At 52.1% G+C, this 20,121-nt stretch carries 13 protein-coding genes, 1 tRNA gene and 4 pseudogenes; 12 read left to right on the top strand and 6 right to left on the bottom strand.

Going from position 1 to position 20,121, the window contains the following annotated elements; genetic code table 11:
• Positions 1–15: 15 nt before the first annotated feature.
• Positions 16–528: a plasmid pRiA4b ORF-3 family protein gene (locus BGK49_RS20680; protein ID WP_024259685.1), complete on the top strand. Its 513-nt coding sequence runs from the start codon at positions 16–18 to the stop codon at positions 526–528.
• On the opposite strand, the pseudogene BGK49_RS31295 reads toward BGK49_RS20680, so the two are convergent.
• Positions 489–674: pseudogene (locus BGK49_RS31295) on the bottom strand (hypothetical protein); the annotation flags it as partial. The gene BGK49_RS20680 and the pseudogene BGK49_RS31295 sit on opposite strands and share 40 nt — an antisense overlap.
• Before the next feature lie 433 nt (positions 675–1,107).
• On the opposite strand from BGK49_RS31295, the gene dinD reads away from it, so the two are divergent.
• On the top strand, positions 1,108–1,932 hold the full coding sequence (gene dinD / locus BGK49_RS20675; RefSeq protein WP_004987253.1) for a DNA damage-inducible protein D: 825 nt from the start codon (positions 1,108–1,110) through the stop codon (positions 1,930–1,932).
• Between the two features lie 291 nt (positions 1,933–2,223).
• A complete protein-coding gene (locus BGK49_RS20670) occupies positions 2,224–2,841 on the top strand; it encodes a trimeric intracellular cation channel family protein (RefSeq protein ID WP_000924289.1) in 618 nt (205 codons plus the stop codon).
• Here BGK49_RS20670 and ligB read toward each other — a convergent pair.
• Positions 2,838–4,520, bottom strand: a pseudogene (gene ligB / locus BGK49_RS20665) (NAD-dependent DNA ligase LigB). The gene BGK49_RS20670 and the pseudogene ligB overlap by 4 nt on opposite strands.
• A gap of 257 nt (positions 4,521–4,777) precedes the next feature.
• On the opposite strand from ligB, the gene gmk reads away from it, so the two are divergent.
• The 5 genes from gmk to recG are packed head-to-tail and all read left to right on the top strand — an operon-like array spanning position 4,778 to position 10,641.
• Entirely contained in the window at positions 4,778–5,401 is a 624-nt protein-coding gene (gene gmk, locus BGK49_RS20660; RefSeq protein ID WP_005024369.1) for a guanylate kinase, read from the top strand.
• Between the two features lie 54 nt (positions 5,402–5,455).
• Entirely contained in the window at positions 5,456–5,731 is a 276-nt protein-coding gene (gene rpoZ, locus BGK49_RS20655; protein WP_000135058.1) for a DNA-directed RNA polymerase subunit omega, read from the top strand.
• Positions 5,732–5,749: 18 nt separating this feature from the next.
• Entirely contained in the window at positions 5,750–7,858 is a 2,109-nt protein-coding gene (gene spoT, locus BGK49_RS20650; protein ID WP_000280488.1) for a bifunctional GTP diphosphokinase/guanosine-3',5'-bis pyrophosphate 3'-pyrophosphohydrolase, read from the top strand.
• A 6-nt stretch (positions 7,859–7,864) separates the two neighbouring features.
• On the top strand, positions 7,865–8,554 hold the full coding sequence (gene trmH / locus BGK49_RS20645; RefSeq protein ID WP_001070177.1) for a tRNA (guanosine(18)-2'-O)-methyltransferase TrmH: 690 nt from the start codon (positions 7,865–7,867) through the stop codon (positions 8,552–8,554).
• Positions 8,555–8,559: 5 nt separating this feature from the next.
• Positions 8,560–10,641 carry an ATP-dependent DNA helicase RecG gene (gene recG, locus BGK49_RS20640; protein WP_000147774.1) on the top strand — a complete coding sequence of 694 codons (2,082 nt, stop codon included), beginning with the start codon at positions 8,560–8,562 and terminating at the stop codon, positions 10,639–10,641.
• 33 nt (positions 10,642–10,674) lie between these two features.
• Here recG and gltS read toward each other — a convergent pair whose 3' ends face one another.
• Positions 10,675–11,880, bottom strand: a complete 1,206-nt coding sequence (gene gltS, locus BGK49_RS20635; protein ID WP_000468833.1) for a sodium/glutamate symporter — start codon at positions 11,878–11,880, stop codon at positions 10,675–10,677.
• Positions 11,881–12,159: 279 nt separating this feature from the next.
• Here gltS and xanP point away from each other — a divergent pair, with 279 nt between their 5' ends.
• Positions 12,160–13,551: a xanthine/proton symporter XanP gene (gene xanP / locus BGK49_RS20630; protein ID WP_005024375.1), complete on the top strand. Its 1,392-nt coding sequence runs from the start codon at positions 12,160–12,162 to the stop codon at positions 13,549–13,551.
• 120 nt (positions 13,552–13,671) lie between these two features.
• Complete coding sequence (locus BGK49_RS20625) at positions 13,672–15,381, top strand: AsmA family protein (RefSeq protein WP_005024377.1); 1,710 nt, start codon at positions 13,672–13,674, stop codon at positions 15,379–15,381.
• A 52-nt stretch (positions 15,382–15,433) separates the two neighbouring features.
• Here BGK49_RS20625 and yicI read toward each other — a convergent pair whose 3' ends face one another.
• Together yicI and BGK49_RS20615 are read right to left on the bottom strand one after the other, a co-directional pair.
• Positions 15,434–17,725 (bottom strand): alpha-xylosidase, encoded by a 2,292-nt coding sequence (gene yicI / locus BGK49_RS20620; protein ID WP_046891653.1) that lies wholly within the window; start codon positions 17,723–17,725, stop codon positions 15,434–15,436.
• 9 nt (positions 17,726–17,734) lie between these two features.
• Entirely contained in the window at positions 17,735–19,117 is a 1,383-nt protein-coding gene (locus tag BGK49_RS20615; protein ID WP_000834432.1) for a glycoside-pentoside-hexuronide family transporter, read from the bottom strand.
• A 292-nt stretch (positions 19,118–19,409) separates the two neighbouring features.
• Here BGK49_RS20615 and BGK49_RS20610 point away from each other — a divergent pair.
• Positions 19,410–19,504 (top strand) — tRNA-Sec (locus BGK49_RS20610).
• 78 nt (positions 19,505–19,582) lie between these two features.
• A pseudogene (gene rhuM, locus BGK49_RS20605) lies at positions 19,583–19,711 on the top strand (RhuM family protein); the annotation flags it as partial.
• Between the two features lie 110 nt (positions 19,712–19,821).
• Here the strand turns inward: rhuM and BGK49_RS20600 are convergent.
• Positions 19,822–20,121: pseudogene (locus tag BGK49_RS20600) on the bottom strand (IS1-like element IS1X2 family transposase); the annotation flags it as partial.

Genomic DNA, 20,121 nt, shown 5'->3' with positions numbered 1-20,121 from the left:
TTATTCAGGATTTGCATGTACCAGCTAAAGATAACCATCCGAGACAGCAAACCACCTATATGGCGGCGTGTGCTGGTTCCAGAGCAAATCCCCTTTAGTGAACTTCACGCGGTGATCCAGTTGGCTTTTGGCTGGAATGACGAACACCTGTATATGTTCGAGAAAGGGCGTAAAGGTGATCCCGGTAGCGAGTATCGCGTATGGGGTGAGGATGAAAGCATGGGTAATGCGGCAATCACACCACTATGGGCAGCGCTCCAGAATGATGGTGACAAGCTGGTTTACACGTATGACTTTGGCGACTGGTGGGATTGCGTCATTGTGCTGGAGAAGCAAACACACGATACGAGCAATCAGCCCATTAGCTGCCTGCGTGGGAAAGGCACCACCCCGGTGGAAAACTCAGGCGGCTTGCATGGTTACAATGAATTGCTATTACAGGCCAGAGAGTCTGATAATCCTGAGCAGGCCGAGATCCACAATTTCCTGATGCTGGATATTGAGCGCCGGGTTGATTCGAGCTGGTGACGCTTATCGAACGACACCATGCCATGAAGCAGGTAGGCCACACCCGACACATCGAACGGCGGCGCACCAATCTCACCAGTCACCCATTCGAGGTTATCCGGTTCAAAGTAGCTAAGTATCTCTTTTTTGCGGCTGGTCATTCTCATAGCTGGCAGGTTCCTTATTGTGGGATAGCACTATCATACAATAAGGCGCAAAAGATAAGAGGCCAGAACAGCAAGCATGAGAGCATAAAACGAGCAGCCAAAGACAGCGCCTCAAAATACCGTGTACACAAGGGTATACCTACTGAGAAAACGCATTACAAGAAACACAGCAACCACGGGCGTTTAAAGCCACTACTCAATAAACAGATTCAACTCGTAACGCCAATTCTTACTTTTCAGCCTTCACAAATGCCGCCCACTCAAACAGAGCGGCATTTTTCTTCCCCGCAACTTCAATTCTGTTTTGCGTGCCTGCTCCAGATTTTGCGATGTTTTTTTGCCCAGCACACTGAGAACGTGAGATACTCACAACTGTATATAAATACAGTTACAGATTTACTTTCTTTGCAATCGATATCACATGGAGTGGGCAATGAACGAACATCATCAACCTTTTGAAGAAATACGGCATTATGGCACTGAAGGGCAAGAATTTTGGTCAGCTAGAGAATTGGCACCGTTACTGGATTATCGGGACTGGCGCAATTTTCAAAAGGTACTGGCCCGCGCGACTCAAGCGTGCGAAGCCAGCAATCAAGCTGCATCTGACCATTTCGTTGAAACCACCAAAATGGTTGTATTAGGTTCAGGGGCTCAACGAGAACTTGAAGATGTTCATCTCTCCCGCTATGCCTGTTACCTGGTAGTACAAAACGGCGACCCTGCGAAACCGGTTATTGCGGCAGGGCAAACTTATTTTGCTATCCAGACCCGACGGCAGGAGCTGGCTGACGATGAAGCTTTCAGGCAACTTCGTGAAGACGAAAAGCGTCTTTTTCTGAGAAATGAATTGAAAGAACATAACAAACAATTGGTTGAGGCAGCGCAGCAAGCTGGGGTAGCGACAGCTATCGATTTCGCCATATTTCAGAATCATGGTTACCGGGGGCTGTATGGTGGATTAGATCAGAAAGCTATTCATCAGCGGAAGGGGCTGAAAAAGAATCAGAATATCCTGGATCATATGGGTTCAACAGAACTGGCGGCTAATCTCTTTCGAGCTACCCAAACAGAAGAAAAACTCAAGCGGGATGGCGTGAATTCAAAACAGCAAGCAAACACCACACACTTTGACGTGGGTCGCAAGGTGAGGCAAACCATTCAGGAACTTGGCGGAACCATGCCTGAGGAGTTGCCGACCCCGCAGGTCAGCATCAAGCAGTTGGAAAACAGTGTAAAAATTACAGAGAAGAAATAGCAGAAACTAAAAACTCTTTTTCTTAATTGAGATACCCGATGCGTAAGCCAAAGTCCAGGTGCAGTGAACACAATGGCTAAACATTGCACCTTTCTTTTCCACCCCTCAATTTTAACCTATTTTTTCTTATGCATTTTCTCAGACAAGAACTCAGAATAATGCATCTACGCTACAGAAAATAGCGATTTCACATAACTACAAGTTATCAATTTCCTCTTACCTTAAAAAATCTCAATCGTGACAATGCGCACAAATCGCTACCCTGCCAGACAGATTTTTAGGGAGAGAACCATGCTGTTACACATTTTGTATTTGGTTGGCATCACTGCCGAAGCCATGACGGGGGCGCTGGCGGCCGGACGACGGCGCATGGATACATTTGGCGTAATTATTATTGCGACCGCCACCGCAATTGGCGGAGGGTCAGTGCGCGATATTCTGCTGGGCCACTATCCGCTCGGCTGGGTCAAACACCCGGAATATGTGATTATCGTCGCTACCGCCGCAGTACTCACCACTATCGTTGCTCCTGTAATGCCTTACCTGCGCAAAGTGTTTCTGGTGCTCGATGCGCTCGGACTGGTAGTCTTTTCTATCATCGGCGCACAGGTTGCACTGGATATGGGGCACGGCCCAATTATTGCCGTTGTCGCGGCGGTAACCACCGGCGTGTTTGGCGGCGTTTTGCGCGATATGTTCTGTAAACGCATCCCACTGGTATTCCAGAAAGAGTTGTATGCTGGTGTCTCATTTGCCTCCGCCGTGCTGTACATCGCGCTGCAACACTATGTTTCTAACCATGATGTGGTGATTATCTCCACCCTGGTATTCGGCTTTTTTGCCCGCTTACTGGCGCTACGTCTTAAGCTGGGATTACCGGTCTTTTACTACAGCCACGAAGGTCACTAAGGTTCAAAACCTGTGATCTGCTGGGCAGCCAGCCAACTGCCCAGCTTCTTGATTTGCGCATTTTCCTTCCATTCAATAACCTGTCTGGCGCGCCCAGATCCAGTCCCCGGCAGCTGCTGCCAGAACTGCTCCGTGCTAAATAAAAGTTGCGACTAGGACCGTTCATCACTGGCATTAAGCGCCGCCCGGGTTAGCGGTATTCCCATTGCCATCACCCAGCGAGTAAAAGGCTGCTTACGAGCCAGATTAAACTGATGCCATAACTGCGCACTTTTACTTTTCGCGATCCCCGGCGTGTTCTGTAATTGCTCTGGCGTTAATAAAAGCCAAGAAAAGATATGCTCAAAGCGATGAGTCTGATGCAGCGCGCGCCAACCGGCCTCACCAATGCCATCCAGCCCAAGAACCTGTTTTGACCCCAGCCAGACTAAGCGTGAAATGAACTGTTCCTGACAAACATCAGAAGCAAAGTAGCAGGTCAACGAGTTAAAGCGGTTTTCTGGCGGTGTCGGTTTTGTACGTTCTGCACCGCGCCACACCACATCATCAATGCGAGGAATACCCTGACCGGCAAGGCTGACGAGAATCTGATCACCAGGCGCAATATCCCACTCCTGCCAGCGCCTGACGGAACCAATATTCACCCGCTGGACTTTTTTATCATCCAGCATGACAGATGCGAGTGACGCAACCACCGATATTTTACCGCTCTTACCCACCGCAAACTGAATCGCCTTCACTTCGGCAACCTGAGCTACAGGTTGATATTTCCAGGCCACCAGCCACTCTGCCTGGCCCGGTAGCCAATGGCGGGATTCTGGCTCTTTCGCCGCTCGTACAACTACGCCATCGGTGACGAAGGGTAATTCCGCTTTCCACCACTCATTGCGTACGCGCGCAACTTCATCAGCATTTTTCACCGCACGGGTATACGTCTGCGTTAGAGTAAAACCTGCGGTAGCCAGCTCTTTTAAACGATCAGACATTAACTGCGGTCCATCCGGCCATGCCCAGACAAAAACGCCCAGAGAATTCAGCGTGTCGCTATCGTCCTGGCGCATCATCAAGCCAGCAACTTTTGCGCGGGCATTTATTCCCCCCATTTGTTGTTGGATATGCCCCTCGCGCTGGAGAAATATTTCCCCCTGAAGCGTACTGTTGGCTAAAGGCCCGCTAACGGTTTGCGGCACAGCGGAAATTAAGCTAACTTTCTGCGTCCAGTCCTCGCCTTTCAGGCCATTACCGCGACTGATTGCTTTGTTCAGTTTCCCGTCCCGATAAACCAGGGTTACCGCAACGCCATCAACTTTTGGCTGCACCCAAAGATCGCTACGTTCTCGCATCCACAGACTTAATGCGTTTTTATCCGCCATTTTGCGTACACCCGTATGGGCAACCGGATGCATAACCGCACCATTTAAAGGCGGCATCATCACGTCGCGGGGCTCGCTCACAAAGCAGCGTTGCCACTGCGTAAGACGGGCGCTTAACTGATCGTAAACACCGTCTTCCACCTCACTTTTTCCTTCCTTCCAGTAGTCATCGTCCCACTGTTTTATTTGCTGTTGCTGGCGGAAAATTTCTTCCTGTGCTCTGGCTGGCGACCAGGCCGGACAGACCGCCCACACAGATGATTGCCAGCACAAGATACTTATTAATATCGCCATCCATACTTTCATCTTCACCTCCGCTGTAGTCAGGCTGGCAGATATACAACGTGGTGAAGGCAAAGCCGAGTGGCAAAAACGGAGTCTGCGAGGACGCTTCCTGAGAATCGTCTTTATTGCAGTAAATCACAGGCAAATGCGGAAGCAGCTACGCAAAACGCAACAACTTTGCGCAAAAAGTGTGAGCAAGGGCTACGTCACATGGCCGCGCCGTGTATAATAAGCTCGTATGTAGGCTTTATTTCGCTAATCACATACGAAAGATACTCATGGCTCAAGGCACGCTTTATATTGTTTCTGCCCCCAGTGGCGCGGGTAAATCCAGCCTGATTAAGGCTTTATTAAAAACCCAACCGTTGTATGACACCCAGGTTTCTGTTTCACACACCACACGCCAACCGCGTCCTGGTGAAGTCCACGGTGAACATTATTTCTTTGTTAATCATGATGAATTTAAAGAAATGATTAGCAGAGATGCGTTCCTCGAACACGCAGAAGTTTTTGGTAATTACTATGGCACTTCGCGTGAGGCCATTGAGCAAGTACTGGCGACCGGTGTCGATGTTTTTCTCGATATCGACTGGCAGGGCGCGCAGCAAATTCGCCAGAAGATGCCGCACGCGCGGAGTATCTTTATTTTACCGCCGTCTAAAATTGAACTGGACCGCCGTCTACGCGGTCGCGGTCAGGACAGCGAAGAGGTCATTGCAAAGCGTATGGCGCAAGCTGTTGCAGAAATGAGCCATTACGCCGAATATGATTACCTGATTGTGAATGATGACTTCGATACCGCGTTGACCGATTTGAAGACCATTATTCGCGCCGAACGTCTGCGCATGAGCCGCCAAAAGCAGCGTCATGACGCTTTAATCAGCAAATTGTTGGCAGACTGAACCTGATTTCAGTATCATGCCCAGTCATTTCTTCACCTGTGGAGCTTTTTAAGTATGGCACGCGTAACTGTTCAGGACGCTGTAGAGAAAATTGGTAACCGTTTTGACCTGGTACTGGTCGCCGCGCGTCGCGCTCGTCAGATGCAGGTAGGCGGAAAGGATCCGCTGGTACCGGAAGAAAACGATAAAACCACTGTAATCGCGCTGCGCGAAATCGAAGAAGGTCTGATCAACAACCAGATCCTCGACGTTCGCGAACGCCAGGAACAGCAAGAGCAGGAAGCCGCTGAATTACAAGCCGTTACCGCTATTGCTGAAGGTCGTCGTTAATCACAAAGCGGGTCGCCCTTGTATCTGTTTGAAAGCCTGAATCAACTGATTCAAACCTACCTGCCGGAAGACCAAATCAAGCGTCTGCGGCAGGCGTATCTCGTTGCACGTGATGCTCACGAGGGGCAAACACGTTCAAGCGGTGAACCCTATATCACGCACCCGGTAGCGGTTGCCTGCATTCTGGCCGAGATGAAACTCGACTATGAAACGCTGATGGCGGCGCTGCTGCATGACGTGATTGAAGATACTCCCGCCACCTACCAGGATATGGAACAGCTTTTTGGTAAAAGCGTCGCCGAGCTGGTAGAGGGGGTGTCGAAACTTGATAAACTCAAGTTCCGCGATAAGAAAGAGGCGCAGGCCGAAAACTTTCGCAAGATGATTATGGCGATGGTGCAGGATATCCGCGTCATCCTCATCAAACTTGCCGACCGTACCCACAACATGCGCACGCTGGGCTCACTTCGCCCGGACAAACGTCGCCGCATCGCCCGTGAAACTCTCGAAATTTACAGCCCGCTGGCGCACCGTTTAGGTATCCACCACATTAAAACCGAACTCGAAGAGCTGGGTTTTGAGGCGCTGTATCCCAACCGTTATCGCGTAATCAAAGAAGTGGTGAAAGCCGCGCGCGGCAACCGTAAAGAGATGATCCAGAAGATTCTTTCTGAAATCGAAGGGCGTTTGCAGGAAGCGGGAATACCGTGCCGCGTCAGTGGTCGCGAAAAGCATCTTTATTCGATTTACTGCAAAATGGTGCTCAAAGAGCAGCGTTTTCACTCAATCATGGACATCTACGCTTTCCGCGTGATCGTCAATGATTCTGACACCTGTTATCGCGTGCTGGGCCAGATGCACAGCCTGTACAAGCCGCGTCCGGGCCGCGTGAAAGACTATATCGCCATTCCAAAAGCGAACGGCTATCAGTCGTTGCACACCTCGATGATTGGCCCGCACGGCGTGCCGGTTGAGGTCCAGATCCGTACCGAAGATATGGATCAGATGGCGGAGATGGGTGTTGCCGCGCACTGGGCTTATAAAGAGCACGGCGAAACCAGTACTACCGCACAAATACGCGCCCAGCGCTGGATGCAAAGCCTGCTGGAGCTGCAACAGAGCGCCGGTAGTTCGTTTGAATTTATCGAGAGCGTTAAATCCGATCTCTTCCCGGATGAGATTTACGTTTTCACACCGGAAGGGCGCATTGTCGAGCTGCCTGCCGGTGCAACGCCCGTCGACTTCGCTTATGCAGTGCATACCGATATCGGCCATGCCTGCGTGGGCGCACGCGTCGACCGCCAGCCTTACCCGCTGTCGCAGCCGCTTACTAGCGGTCAGACCGTTGAAATCATTACCGCTCCGGGCGCTCGCCCGAATGCCGCTTGGCTGAACTTTGTCGTTAGCTCGAAAGCGCGCGCCAAAATTCGTCAGTTGCTGAAAAACCTCAAGCGTGATGATTCTGTAAGCCTGGGCCGTCGTCTGCTCAACCATGCTTTGGGTGGTAGCCGTAAGCTCAATGAAATCCCGCAGGAAAATATTCAGCGCGAGCTGGATCGCATGAAGCTGGCAACGCTTGACGATCTGCTGGCAGAAATCGGCCTTGGTAACGCAATGAGCGTGGTGGTCGCGAAAAATCTACAACATGGGGACGCCTCCATTCCACCGGCGACTCAAAGCCACGGGCATCTGCCGATCAAAGGCGCTGATGGCGTGCTGATCACCTTTGCGAAATGCTGCCGCCCTATTCCTGGCGACCCGATTATCGCCCACGTCAGCCCCGGTAAAGGTCTGGTGATCCACCATGAATCCTGCCGTAACATCCGTGGCTACCAGAAAGAGCCAGAGAAGTTTATGGCTGTGGAATGGGATAAAGAGACGGCGCAGGAGTTCATCACCGAAATCAAGGTGGAGATGTTCAATCATCAGGGTGCGCTGGCAAACCTGACGGCGGCAATTAACACCACGACTTCGAATATTCAAAGTTTGAATACGGAAGAGAAAGATGGTCGCGTCTACAGCGCCTTTATTCGTCTGACCGCTCGTGACCGTGTGCATCTGGCGAATATCATGCGCAAAATCCGCGTGATGCCAGACGTGATTAAAGTCACCCGAAACCGAAATTAATGTTTTATGAACCCAACACGTTATGCACGCATCTGCGAAATGCTCGCCAGGCGGCAGCCTGATCTGACCGTCTGCATGGAGCAGGTCCACAAACCTCATAACGTTTCTGCGATTATTCGTACCGCAGATGCCGTTGGCGTACATGAAGTTCACGCCGTCTGGCCTGGTAGCCGCATGCGCACCATGGCTTCGGCAGCGGCGGGTAGTAACAGCTGGGTACAGGTGAAAACACACCGCACCATTGGCGATGCCGTCGCTCATCTCAAAGGCCAGGGCATGCAGATTCTGGCAACCCATCTTTCTGATAACGCTGTCGATTTCCGCGAAATTGATTACACTCGCCCGACCTGCATTTTGATGGGACAGGAGAAAACGGGCATCACGCAGGAAGCATTGGCCCTGGCGGATCAGGACATCATCATTCCGATGATCGGCATGGTGCAGTCGCTGAATGTTTCCGTTGCCTCAGCCCTCATTCTTTACGAAGCCCAGCGTCAGCGGCAAAATGCAGGCATGTACCTGCGTGAAAACAGCATGTTGCCGGAAGCAGAGCAACAACGCCTGTTGTTTGAAGGCGGCTATCCGGTGCTGGCGAAAGTCGCAAAACGCAAAGGCCTGCCTTATCCCCACGTCAATCAGCAAGGCGAGATCGAAGCTGATGCCGACTGGTGGGCTACTATGCAGGCTGCAGGGTAAGTGCCATGACAGGTCGCCTGTTAGATGCTGTCCCACTCAGTTCCCTAACGGGCGTTGGCGCAGCACTTAGTAACAAACTGGCGAAAATCAACCTGCATACCGTGCAGGATCTACTCTTACACCTTCCCCTGCGCTACGAAGATCGCACCCATCTCTACCCCATCGGAGAACTACTGCCGGGCGTTTATGCCACGGTGGAAGGCGAAGTGCTGAACTGCAATATCTCCTTCGGCGGTCGGCGGATGATGACCTGCCAGATCAGCGACGGTTCCGGCATCCTCACCATGCGCTTTTTCAATTTCAGCGCGGCAATGAAAAATAGCCTGGCGACGGGCCGCCGTGTACTGGCTTATGGCGAAGCAAAGCGCGGTAAATATGGTGCGGAGATGATCCACCCGGAATACCGCGTGCAGGGCGATCTCAGCACGCCAGAATTACAGGAAACGCTCACACCGGTTTATCCAACAACGGAAGGCGTAAAGCAGGCCACGCTGCGTAAATTAACCGACCAGGCGCTGGATCTGCTCGACACCTGCGCCATTGAAGAACTCCTGCCGCCGGAACTGTCACAAGGAATGATGACGCTACCGGAAGCGTTGCGCACTTTGCACCGCCCGCCACCGACGCTACAGCTTAGCGATCTGGAAACCGGGCAGCATCCGGCGCAACGTCGTCTGATTCTGGAAGAACTGCTGGCGCACAACCTCAGCATGTTAGCCTTACGTGCCGGAGCACAGCGTTTTCATGCCCAGCCGCTGAGCGCCAATGATGCGCTGAAAAATAAACTCCTCGCAGCCTTACCGTTCAAGCCAACGGGCGCACAGGCACGCGTAGTGGCGGAGATCGAGCGCGATATGGCGCTGGATGTGCCGATGATGCGCCTGGTACAGGGCGATGTAGGTTCCGGTAAAACGCTGGTCGCCGCCCTCGCCGCGCTGCGTGCGATTGCCCACGGCAAACAGGTGGCATTGATGGCACCAACCGAATTACTCGCCGAACAGCACGCCAATAACTTCCGCAACTGGTTTGAACCGCTCGGTATCGAAGTGGGCTGGCTCGCCGGTAAGCAGAAAGGCAAAGCGCGACTGTCTCAGCAGGAAGCCATCGCCAGCGGTCAGGTGCAGATGATTGTTGGTACGCACGCCATCTTCCAGGAACAGGTGCAGTTTAACGGTCTGGCGCTGGTGATTATCGACGAACAACATCGCTTTGGCGTGCATCAGCGTCTGGCGTTATGGGAGAAAGGCCAGCAGCAAGGCTTCCATCCGCATCAGTTGATCATGACCGCCACGCCGATCCCCCGCACGCTGGCAATGACGGCGTATGCCGATCTCGATACCTCGGTGATAGATGAGCTGCCGCCAGGCCGCACGCCAGTGACTACGGTCGCTATTCCTGATACCCGCCGTACCGACATCATTGACCGCGTGCGCCATGCCTGCATAACTGAAGGTCGTCAGGCGTACTGGGTTTGTACGTTGATTGAAGAGTCAGAGTTACTGGAAGCGCAGGCGGCGGAAGCTACCTGGGAAGAGTTGAAACTGGCGCTACCAGAATTGAATGTTGGCCTGGTACACGGGCGGATGAAACCAGCCGAGAAACAGGCGGTGATGGCGTCGTTTAAACAAGGTGAGCTACATCTGCTGGTTGCCACTACCGTTATTGAAGTCGGTGTTGATGTGCCTAACGCCAGCCTGATGATTATCGAAAACCCTGAGCGTCTGGGTCTGGCGCAGTTACACCAGCTGCGCGGGCGCGTAGGTCGTGGCGCGGTGGCTTCTCACTGCGTGCTGCTCTACAAAACGCCGCTTTCTAAAACGGCGCAAATTCGCCTGCAAGTGCTGCGCGACAGTAACGACGGTTTTGTGATTGCGCAAAAAGATCTGGATATTCGCGGCCCTGGCGAATTGTTAGGCACGCGTCAGACGGGTAATGCTGAATTTAAAGTGGCGGATTTACTGCGCGATCAGGCGATGATCCCGGAAGTTCAGCGCCTGGCGCGACATATTCACGAACGTTACCCACAACAGGCAAAAGCCTTGATAGAACGCTGGATGCCGGAGACAGAACGTTACTCGAATGCGTAAAAGGCGGCGGTGAGAAGACCGCCGCTTCATCGGTTAACCGGCAAAAATCGGCAACATCAAATACAACTTAATTACCAGCGCATTGACGATATCGATAAAGAACGCACCGACCATCGGCACCACCAAAAACGCCATGTGCGACGGGCCAAAGCGTTCAGTGATCGCCTGCATGTTGGCGATTGCCGTTGGCGTTGCACCGAGGCCAAAACCACAGTGACCCGCAGCCAGCACTGCCGCATCGTAGTTTTTGCCCATCATGCGCCAGGTAACGAAGATGGCATACAACGCCATGAAGATGGTCTGTACCACCAGAATCGCCAGCATCGGCAGCGCCAGCGAAGCCAGCTCCCACAGTTTCAGCCCCATCAACGCCATCGCCAGGAACAACGACAAGCTTACGTTACCCAGCACGGATACCGCACGCTCAAAGACGCGGTAAAAGCCCATTATTGACAGACCGTTGCTCAGAATCACGCCAACAAACAGTACACAGACGAAGGTCGGCAGTTCAAAAGCAGTGCCAGCCAAAAGTTGCGCAACAATTTTCCCCACCGTCAGGCAGATAGCAATCAGCGCGATAGTTTCAATCAGCACCAACGAGGTGATCATGCGTCCCACATCCGGCTTTTCAAACGCCGTCGGGACTTCCTGGTCATCCGGAATACCGTTCGGCGTGGTGGAGTGTTTCACCAGATAGCGCGCCACCGGACCGCCAATCAAGCCGCCCAGCACCAGACCGAACGTTGCACAGGCCATCGCCACTTCCGTCGCATTGGTGAAGCCATAACGTTCAATGAACAATTTACTCCACGCAGCGCCCGTACCGTGACCGCCGGAAAGCGTAATAGAACCGGCCAACAGCCCCATCAGCGGATCAAGCCCTAACAGGCTAGCCATACCAATGCCAATGGCATTTTGCATCACCAACAGACCAACAACCACAATCAAGAAGATGCCAACCACACGCCCACCGGCACGCAAACTGGCAATGTTGGCGTTCAGGCCAATGGTGGCGAAGAAAGCCAGCATTAACGGATCGCGCAGGGACATATCAAAGTTGACTTCCCAGCCCATGCTTTTTTTCAGTACTAGTAGCGCCAGCGCCACCAACAAACCACCCGCAACAGGTTCCGGTATGGTGTATTTCTTCAAAAAGGAGACGGAATGGACCAACTTACGCCCGAGCAGCAACGTCAGCGTTGCGGCAACAAGCGTTGCTAAAGTATCGAGATGAAACATAGTTACTCCTTTGTATCCGCATCACTCTTTCATACTCGTCATACTTCATCGCGCAGTGGCAACTTCATGAACTATGACGGGTATCGAGTTATGCTTTCCTAGGTCAAATTCTCAGCTGTTAATGAACAAATGGCATGGATTTTAAGCAGAAAAATACCAAAAGTTATATAAAAAAGTGCATTTATCTCATTTAAATATTTAGATGAGGATGTGGCAAACGTTTGCTTTTCTCTTTCGGTCAGCTAAAATGCCCGCTTTGCTACCACGGGATTGTTTTCGATGTCTGTTTCCACCCTCGAGTCAGAAAATGCGCAACCGGTTGCGCAGACTCAAAACAGCGAACTGATTTACCGTCTTGAAGATCGTCCGCCGCTTCCTCAAACCCTGTTTGCCGCCTGTCAGCATCTGCTGGCGATGTTCGTTGCGGTGATCACGCCAGCGCTATTAATCTGCCAGGCGCTGGGTTTACCGGCACAAGACACGCAACACATTATTAGTATGTCGCTGTTTGCCTCCGGTGTGGCATCGATTATTCAAATTAAGGCCTGGGGTCCGGTTGGCTCCGGGCTGTTGTCTATTCAGGGCACCAGCTTCAACTTTGTTGCCCCGCTGATTATGGGCGGTGCCGCGCTGAAAACCGGTGGTGCTGATGTTCCTACCATGATGGCGGCTTTGTTCGGCACGTTGATGCTGGCAAGTTGCACCGAGATGGTGATCTCCCGCGTTCTGCATCTGGCGCGCCGCATTATTACGCCGCTGGTTTCTGGCGTTGTGGTGATGATTATCGGCCTGTCGCTAATTCAGGTTGGGTTAACGTCCATTGGCGGCGGTTACGCAGCCATGAGCGATAACACCTTCGGCGCACCGAAAAATCTGCTGCTGGCAGGCGTGGTCTTAGCCTTAATTATCCTGCTTAACCGTCAACGTAACCCTTACTTACGCGTGGCCTCACTGGTGATTGCGATGGCGGCCGGATATGCGCTGGCGTGGTTTATGGGCATGTTGCCAGAAAGCAACGAACCGATGACGCAAGAACTGATTATGGTGCCAACGCCGCTCTATTACGGTCTTGGCATTGAATGGAGTCTGCTGCTGCCGCTGATGCTGGTCTTTATGATCACTTCGCTGGAAACCATTGGCGATATCACGTCGACCTCTGACGTTTCCGAACAGCCAGTGTCCGGTCCGCTGTACATGAAACGCCTGAAAGGCGGCGTGCTGGCAAACGGCCTGAACTCGTTTGTTTCGGCGGTGTTTAACACCTTCCCGAACTCCTGCTTCGGGCAAAACAACGGAGTGATCCAGTTGACTGGTGTTGCCAGCCGCTATGTCGGTTTTGTCGTCGCGCTGATGTTGATCGTGCTGGGTCTGTTCCCGGCAGTGAGCGGTTTTGTACAACACATTCCAGAACCGGTTCTGGGCGGCGCAACGCTTGTAATGTTTGGCACCATCGCCGCCTCCGGTGTGCGTATCGTTTCTCGTGAGCCGCTGAACCGTCGGGCGATTCTGATTATCGCGCTGTCGCTGGCGGTTGGTCTGGGCGTGTCTCAGCAGCCGCTGATTTTGCAGTTTGCCCCTGAATGGCTGAAAAACCTGCTCTCCTCCGGGATCGCCGCGGGCGGTATTACTGCCATCGTGCTGAATCTGATTTTCCCACCAGAAAAACAGTAATTCACTGGCGGCGGTAAGATAATTACCGCCGCAGTCTCACCTCTTTCACCATTCCCGCCTTGAGGATTGCGCGTAAATCGTGCATAACTCTCTTATGTGCATTTCACGGGATGGAAGACCATGAAATTTATTGGGAAGCTGCTTCTCTACATTCTCATCGCTCTGTTAGTGGTGATCGCTGGCCTCTATTTTCTTCTGCAAACCCGCTGGGGAGCAGAACATATCAGCGCATGGGTTTCCGAGAATAGCGACTATCATCTGGCCTTCGGGGCGATGGATCACCGTTTTTCTGCGCCATCTCATATCGTGCTGGAGAATGTCACGTTTGGTCGTGATGGTCAGCCCGCGACCCTGGTGGCCAAAAGTGTCGACATTGCGCTAAGCAGTCGGCAACTGACCGAACCACGCCATGTCGATACCATCCTGCTGGAAAACGGGACGCTGAATCTCACCGACCAGACCGCGCCGCTACCGTTCAAAGCCGATCGTCTGCAACTGCGTGATATGGCGTTTAATAGCCCGAATAGCGAATGGAAACTGAGCGCGCTGCGGGTAAATGGCGGCGTAGTTCCGTGGTCACCAAAAGCCGGTAAAGTGCTGGGTACGAAGGCGCAGATTCAGTTTAGTGCCGGATCGCTTTCGCTCAATGATGTTCCTGCCACCAATGTACTGATTGAAGGCAGTATTGATAACGATCGCGTTACGCTGACTAACCTGGGTGCCGACATCGCCCGCGGGACATTAACCGGAAACGCGCAGCGTAACGCCGACGGCAGCTGGCAAGTGGAAAACCTGCGCATGGCGGATATACGTCTACAAAGCGAAAAATCGCTAACCGACTTCTTTGCGCCATTACGCTCTGTCCCGTCGTTGCAGATTGGTCGCCTGGAAGTGATCGATGCTCGTTTGCAAGGTCCGGACTGGGCGGTGACCGACCTCGATCTCAGCTTGCGCAACATGACCTTCAGTAAAGATGACTGGCAGACACAAGAAGGCAAACTGTCGATGAACGCTAGCGAGTTCATTTATGGTTCGCTGCATTTATTTGACCCGATTATAAACGCGGAATTTTCCCCGCAGGGCGTAGCGCTGCGCCAGTTCACCAGCCGCTGGGAAGGGGGGATGGTCAGAACGTCAGGGAACTGGCTGCGTGACGGGAAAACGTTGATCCTTGATGATGCGGCAATTGCCGGGCTGGAATATACCTTGCCGAAAAACTGGCAACAGTTGTGGATGGAAACGACACCCGGTTGGTTAAACAGCCTGCAACTGAAGAGATTTAGCGCCAGCCGCAATCTGATCATTGATATCGACCCTGACTTCCCGTGGCAGCTCACCACGCTCGATGGTTACGGTGCCAACCTGACGCTGGTTACCGATCATAAATGGGGCGTCTGGAGTGGCTCGGCGAATCTGAATGCCGCCGCCGCGACATTCAATCGTGTTGATGTTCGTCGCCCGTCGCTGGCGCTGACCGCCAACAGCAGCACGGTGAATATCAGCGAACTGAGTGCATTTACTGAAAAAGGCATTCTGGAAGCCACTGCCAGTGTTTCACAAACGCCACAACGTCAGACCCATATCAGCCTGAATGGACGCGGTGTGCCGGTGAATATTTTGCAACAATGGGGATGGCCTGAATTACCGTTGACTGGCGACGGCAATATTCAGCTTACCGCCAGTGGAGATATTCAGGCCAATGCCCCGCTGAAACCTACGGTTAGCGGGCAATTGCATGCCGTGAACGCCGCAAAGCAGCAAGTGACTCAAACCATGAATGCTGGCATCGTTTCCAGCGGTGAAGTTACGTCGGCAGAGCTGGTGCAGTAAACATCAATCTCGCCGGGTACGACTCAGACGTACCCGGCATTCCATCAATAGATTACAACGTAATTGTCAGCGCATTCCCTTGAGGCTTCACCACCAGCCCCTGCTCACTTTCAGCCTGCGAACCGTCTTGCAGACCATTTACTTTCACAACATTGCGCAGGCACAGTGTCCAGTTCTTCGCCTCGCCCGCACCAGTCACAGTAATCGTGTTGCCAGTACGTGCTGCTTTTAAAGTAAAGATCACCGATCCGTCAGCATCGGGCACTTCACAGACGGCTTCATGCCCGTCTTGCAGATTAAAGAGGTGGAATGCCGTGCCTTCGTGCCACGCGTAATCGGGACGTTGATCGTTGTTGCCCAGCGCCAGTAGGGTGTTATCACGCACATAAATGGGCAGACTCAGGAAGCTGTGCTGCTGTTTATGCCAGCAACGACCGTCGAGCTCATCGTTGTGCCACAGGTGTGTCCAGCGACCTTCCGGCAGGTAGAACTGCACATCGCCCGCTTCAGTGAACACCGGCGCAACCATCACGTTGTCGCCTAACATGTATTGACGGTCAAGGTAATCACAAGCCGGATCGTCCGGGAACTCCATCATCATGGCCCGCATCATCGGCGTACCCCGCGCGTTTGCACGCGCAGCTTCACGATACAGATACGGCATCATGCGGCATTTCAGTTGCGTGAAGAAGCGCACCACATCACAGGACTCATCATCGTAGGCCCACGGCACACGATAAGATTTGCTACCGTGTAAACGGCTATGGCTGGAGAGCAAACCAAACGCGCACCAGCATTTGTAAACGTGCGCCGGAGCGGTATTTTCAAAGCCGCCGATATAGTGGCTCCAGAAGCCAAAACCTGAAAGGCCAATAGACAAACCACCGCGCAGGCTTTCCGCCATTGATTCGTAGTTAGCGTAACAATCGCCACCCCAGTGTACCGGGAATTTCTGCGCACCGACGGAGGCCGAGCGGGCAAACAAGACAGCTTCTTCCTCACCAACGGTGTCCTTGAGCACGTTCCACACCAGTTCGTTGTAGATGTGCGCATAATGGTTATGCATTTTCTGCGGATCGGAACCGTCAAACCACTGAACATCAGTTGGGATACGTTCGCCAAAGTCGGTCTTAAAGCAATCAACGCCCATCGCGACCAGACCTTTCAGTTTGTCGGCGTACCATTTGCAGGCATCCGGATTGGTAAAGTCATAAATCGCCAGACCTGGCTGCCATTTATCCCACTGCCATAGCGAACCGTCCGGGCGTTTGAGTAAATAGCCTTTCTCTTGTAACTCTTTAAAGACGGGGGATTTTTGACCGATATAGGGGTTAATCCAGACGCAGATTTTCAGCCCTTTCGCTTTCAGGCGGCGGATCATCCCTTCCGGGTCCGGGAAAGTCAGCGGGTCCCACTCAAAATCGCACCACTGGAAGGCTTTCATCCAGAAACAGTCAAAGTGGAAAACATGCAGCGGCAGATTGCGTTCCGCCATACCATCGATAAAGCTGTTTACCGTCGCTTCGTCGTAGTTGGTGGTAAATGAAGTGGTTAGCCACAGGCCGAAGGACCATGCGGGCGGCAGCGCCGGACGACCAGTAAAACGGGTATAACGATCAAGTACCGCTTTCGGCGTCGGACCGTCGATAACAAAGTATTCGAGATATTCGCTCTCAACGCTGAACTGCACTTTGGAGACTTTCTCCGATCCCACTTCAAAAGAGACACTCTGGGGGTGATTGACCAGCACCCCATAGCCACGGTTAGTCATATAGAACGGGATATTTTTATACGCCTGTTCAGTACTTGTGCCGCCGTCCCGGTTCCAGGTCTCTACCGTCTGACCATTGCGCACCAGGGCAGTAAAACGCTCTCCCAGACCATAAACTGTTTCGCCAACGCCAAGATCAAGCCGCTCAAACATATAATTTCGTTGATTATTCGTGTCCTGACCGGTAATACGTTCACCGTTGCGCAGAAAATCGAGTGACCAGAACTCACCTTTGCTGACACGCGCGCTTAAGTTGCCACTTTTAAACTCAGCATAACGTTCTGTGTTTTCGATTGTGACCTTCACGTCCTGCAAAATATTGAGCGGATAATGAGGACCGTTATTCAGCGCTCCCTGAAAATGCTCAATCCGCACACCGACAATACCTTCCTGTGGGGAGAAAAAGCGCAGCGTAAATAAAGGCGTATCAAGCTGCCAGGTACGTTCACGCACATCACGGGGGGCAGCATAGACCACCATTTCATTATCCTGCTGTTCAACCTCGAACACCTGAAGCGGGTGAATCAAATTGAGGCCAGGTTGAATCAACCAGTTTCCATCGCTAATTTTCATTGCCGTTCCTTAGTTCTGCACTTCTTGAGAGGTGAATTGTTGCTGGCAACGGCGTTTACCCTGAGCCAGCTGTTCCATAACGGTTTTCAGATTGTGCGTCGTGAGTGAGTAGTAGCGTTTAGCGATAATCGCGCTCAGCAAATAACAGATCGCCGGAACAATCGTGAATAGCGCAATAATGATGCTAATCGTGGCGCTGTTCTGCGCTTTTTCTGCCGCATCATATCCGCCATAAGCCAGCATCCAGCCGATAAGAGCGCCGCCGAAGGCCAACCCCAGTTTGAGCACAAACAGCGTGCCAGCAAAACTGATCCCGGTCAGGCGTTTACCATTGCACCACTCGCCGTAGTCGACGGTATCGGACATCATTACCCACTGGATAGGTGTCACCAGTTGATGCAACACACCAATCACGAAGATGAAGACAAACATAGTGATGCTGGCCTGCATGGGAACAAAGAACATCGCGAGGCTAATCACTGCCAGCAGGGCATTCGTCCACCAGAAGATAGTGACTTTACATTTCCAGTCGGTCAGAGGTTTTGCCAGTGCGGAACCAATCAGGTTACCCACGCAATAAGTGGTGAGAAAAGCGACAAACACTTCCGGCGTGCCCAAAATCCATGTGACGTAATACATCATCGCCCCACCGAGTACGCACACCGCCAGGATATTGAAAATGGTTAGTAAACCGACAATCCGCCACTGGTCGTTTTGCCAGATATCACGTAAATCTTCCCGCATAGACGTTGTTGTAGGTGGTGCTTCAACGCGTTCTTTAGTGGTGAAGAAACAAAATGCCAGCATCATGAATGCCACCACGGAAAGGACCGCGATACCGCCCTGGAAACCGAGTGGTTTATTATCACCGCCAATTAAATTAACCAGTGGCATCATCAGAACAGTAGAAAGCATGCCTCCCGCGGTCGCCAGCACAAAACGCCAGGATTGCAGCGAGATACGCTGAGTCGGGTCATTGGTGATTACACCACCCAATGCGCAGTAAGGGATATTGACGACGGTATAAAGTAAGGTAAGTAGGGTGTAAGTAATTGCTGCATAGATCATTTTGCCGTTCATACTGAGATCTGGCGTGCTATAGGCCAGTACACAGACGATCCCGAATGGCAGTGCGCCAAACAGTACCCACGGACGAAATTTACCCCAGCGAGAGCGCGTTCGATCGGCCAACAACCCCATGCAAGGATCGGAAATCGCATCCAGTGCACGAGCGACCAAAAACATGGTTCCGACAAAACCGGCAGGTATGCCAAAAATATCGGTATAAAAGAACATCATATATAACATTACGTTATCGAAAATAATGTGGCTGGCGGCGTCTCCCATGCCATAACCAATTTTCTCTTTAACGGACAACACTTCACTCTTCATCTGCTTTTCCTTGATGCTATAGGGGTGCTGAGACCGATAACGCATTTTGTAAACCATCCCTGTGAGAGCGAATATTCCGATATCTGGTTATTAATTTATGATTCTTGTTTTATGTGATCGTGGTAGCGTTAATTCCGCTCATATATCATTGTAAAATATGGGTTTTATATGAACTATAATGCTTTCGTGATAATACGCTGCGTGTATTAGGCGGAAAAAACTGATCTGGGGGATGTAGAAACTCAAGGAAGTAGCTATAATGCGCCCCGCCTCCATGTAGCAATCGAGGCGCGGAAGATCGTCGTCTCCGGTGAGGCGGCTGGACTTCAAATCCAGTTGGGGCCGCCAGCGGTCCCGGACAGGTTCGACTCCTGTGATCTTCCGCCAAAATGCCTCTTCTGACGTTCTCCAACCCCTTGTAATACTGTCAATCCAGATATTTTCTACTGCTCAATATTCAATCGGCTTCAGGAATACCTGGTCTAAGGTTTTGTGATGGACGATGAGCGGCTGAAGAATCCGCCTGTCGGTTCTTCTGTCCTCGAACGCATCCGCGATATGCGCGCCAGCATGTGCCGTGTTTATTTGCAGGTGATTTGCCCCCTGCTGGCTCTCAGCCAACTGTATCGCCATTAAGGTGAAGATGTTGTTTTACACGCTCCATAACACCCTTTTTTATACGACTATTCGGTAATGACTCCAACTTACTGATAGTGTTTTATGTTCAGATAATGCCCGATGACCTTGTCATGCAGCTCCACCGATTTTGAGAACGACAGTGACTTCCGTCCCAGCCTTGCCAGATGTTGTCTCAGATTCAGATTATGTCGCTCAATGCGCTGAGTGTAACGCTTGCTGATAACGTGCAGCTTTCCCTTCAGGCGTGATTCATACAGCGGCCAGCCATCCGTCATCCATACCACGACCTCAAAGGCCGACAGCAGGCTCAGAAGACGCTCCAGTGTGGCCAGAGTGCGTTCACCGAAGACGTGCGCCACAACCGT

The sequence above is a fragment of the Shigella sp. FC1544 genome, from assembly GCF_001722145.1.
Classification (GTDB): domain Bacteria; phylum Pseudomonadota; class Gammaproteobacteria; order Enterobacterales; family Enterobacteriaceae; genus Escherichia; species Escherichia coli.
Note: the sequence above shows the minus strand (reverse complement) of the source record. Positions and strands in the feature narration are given on the sequence as shown.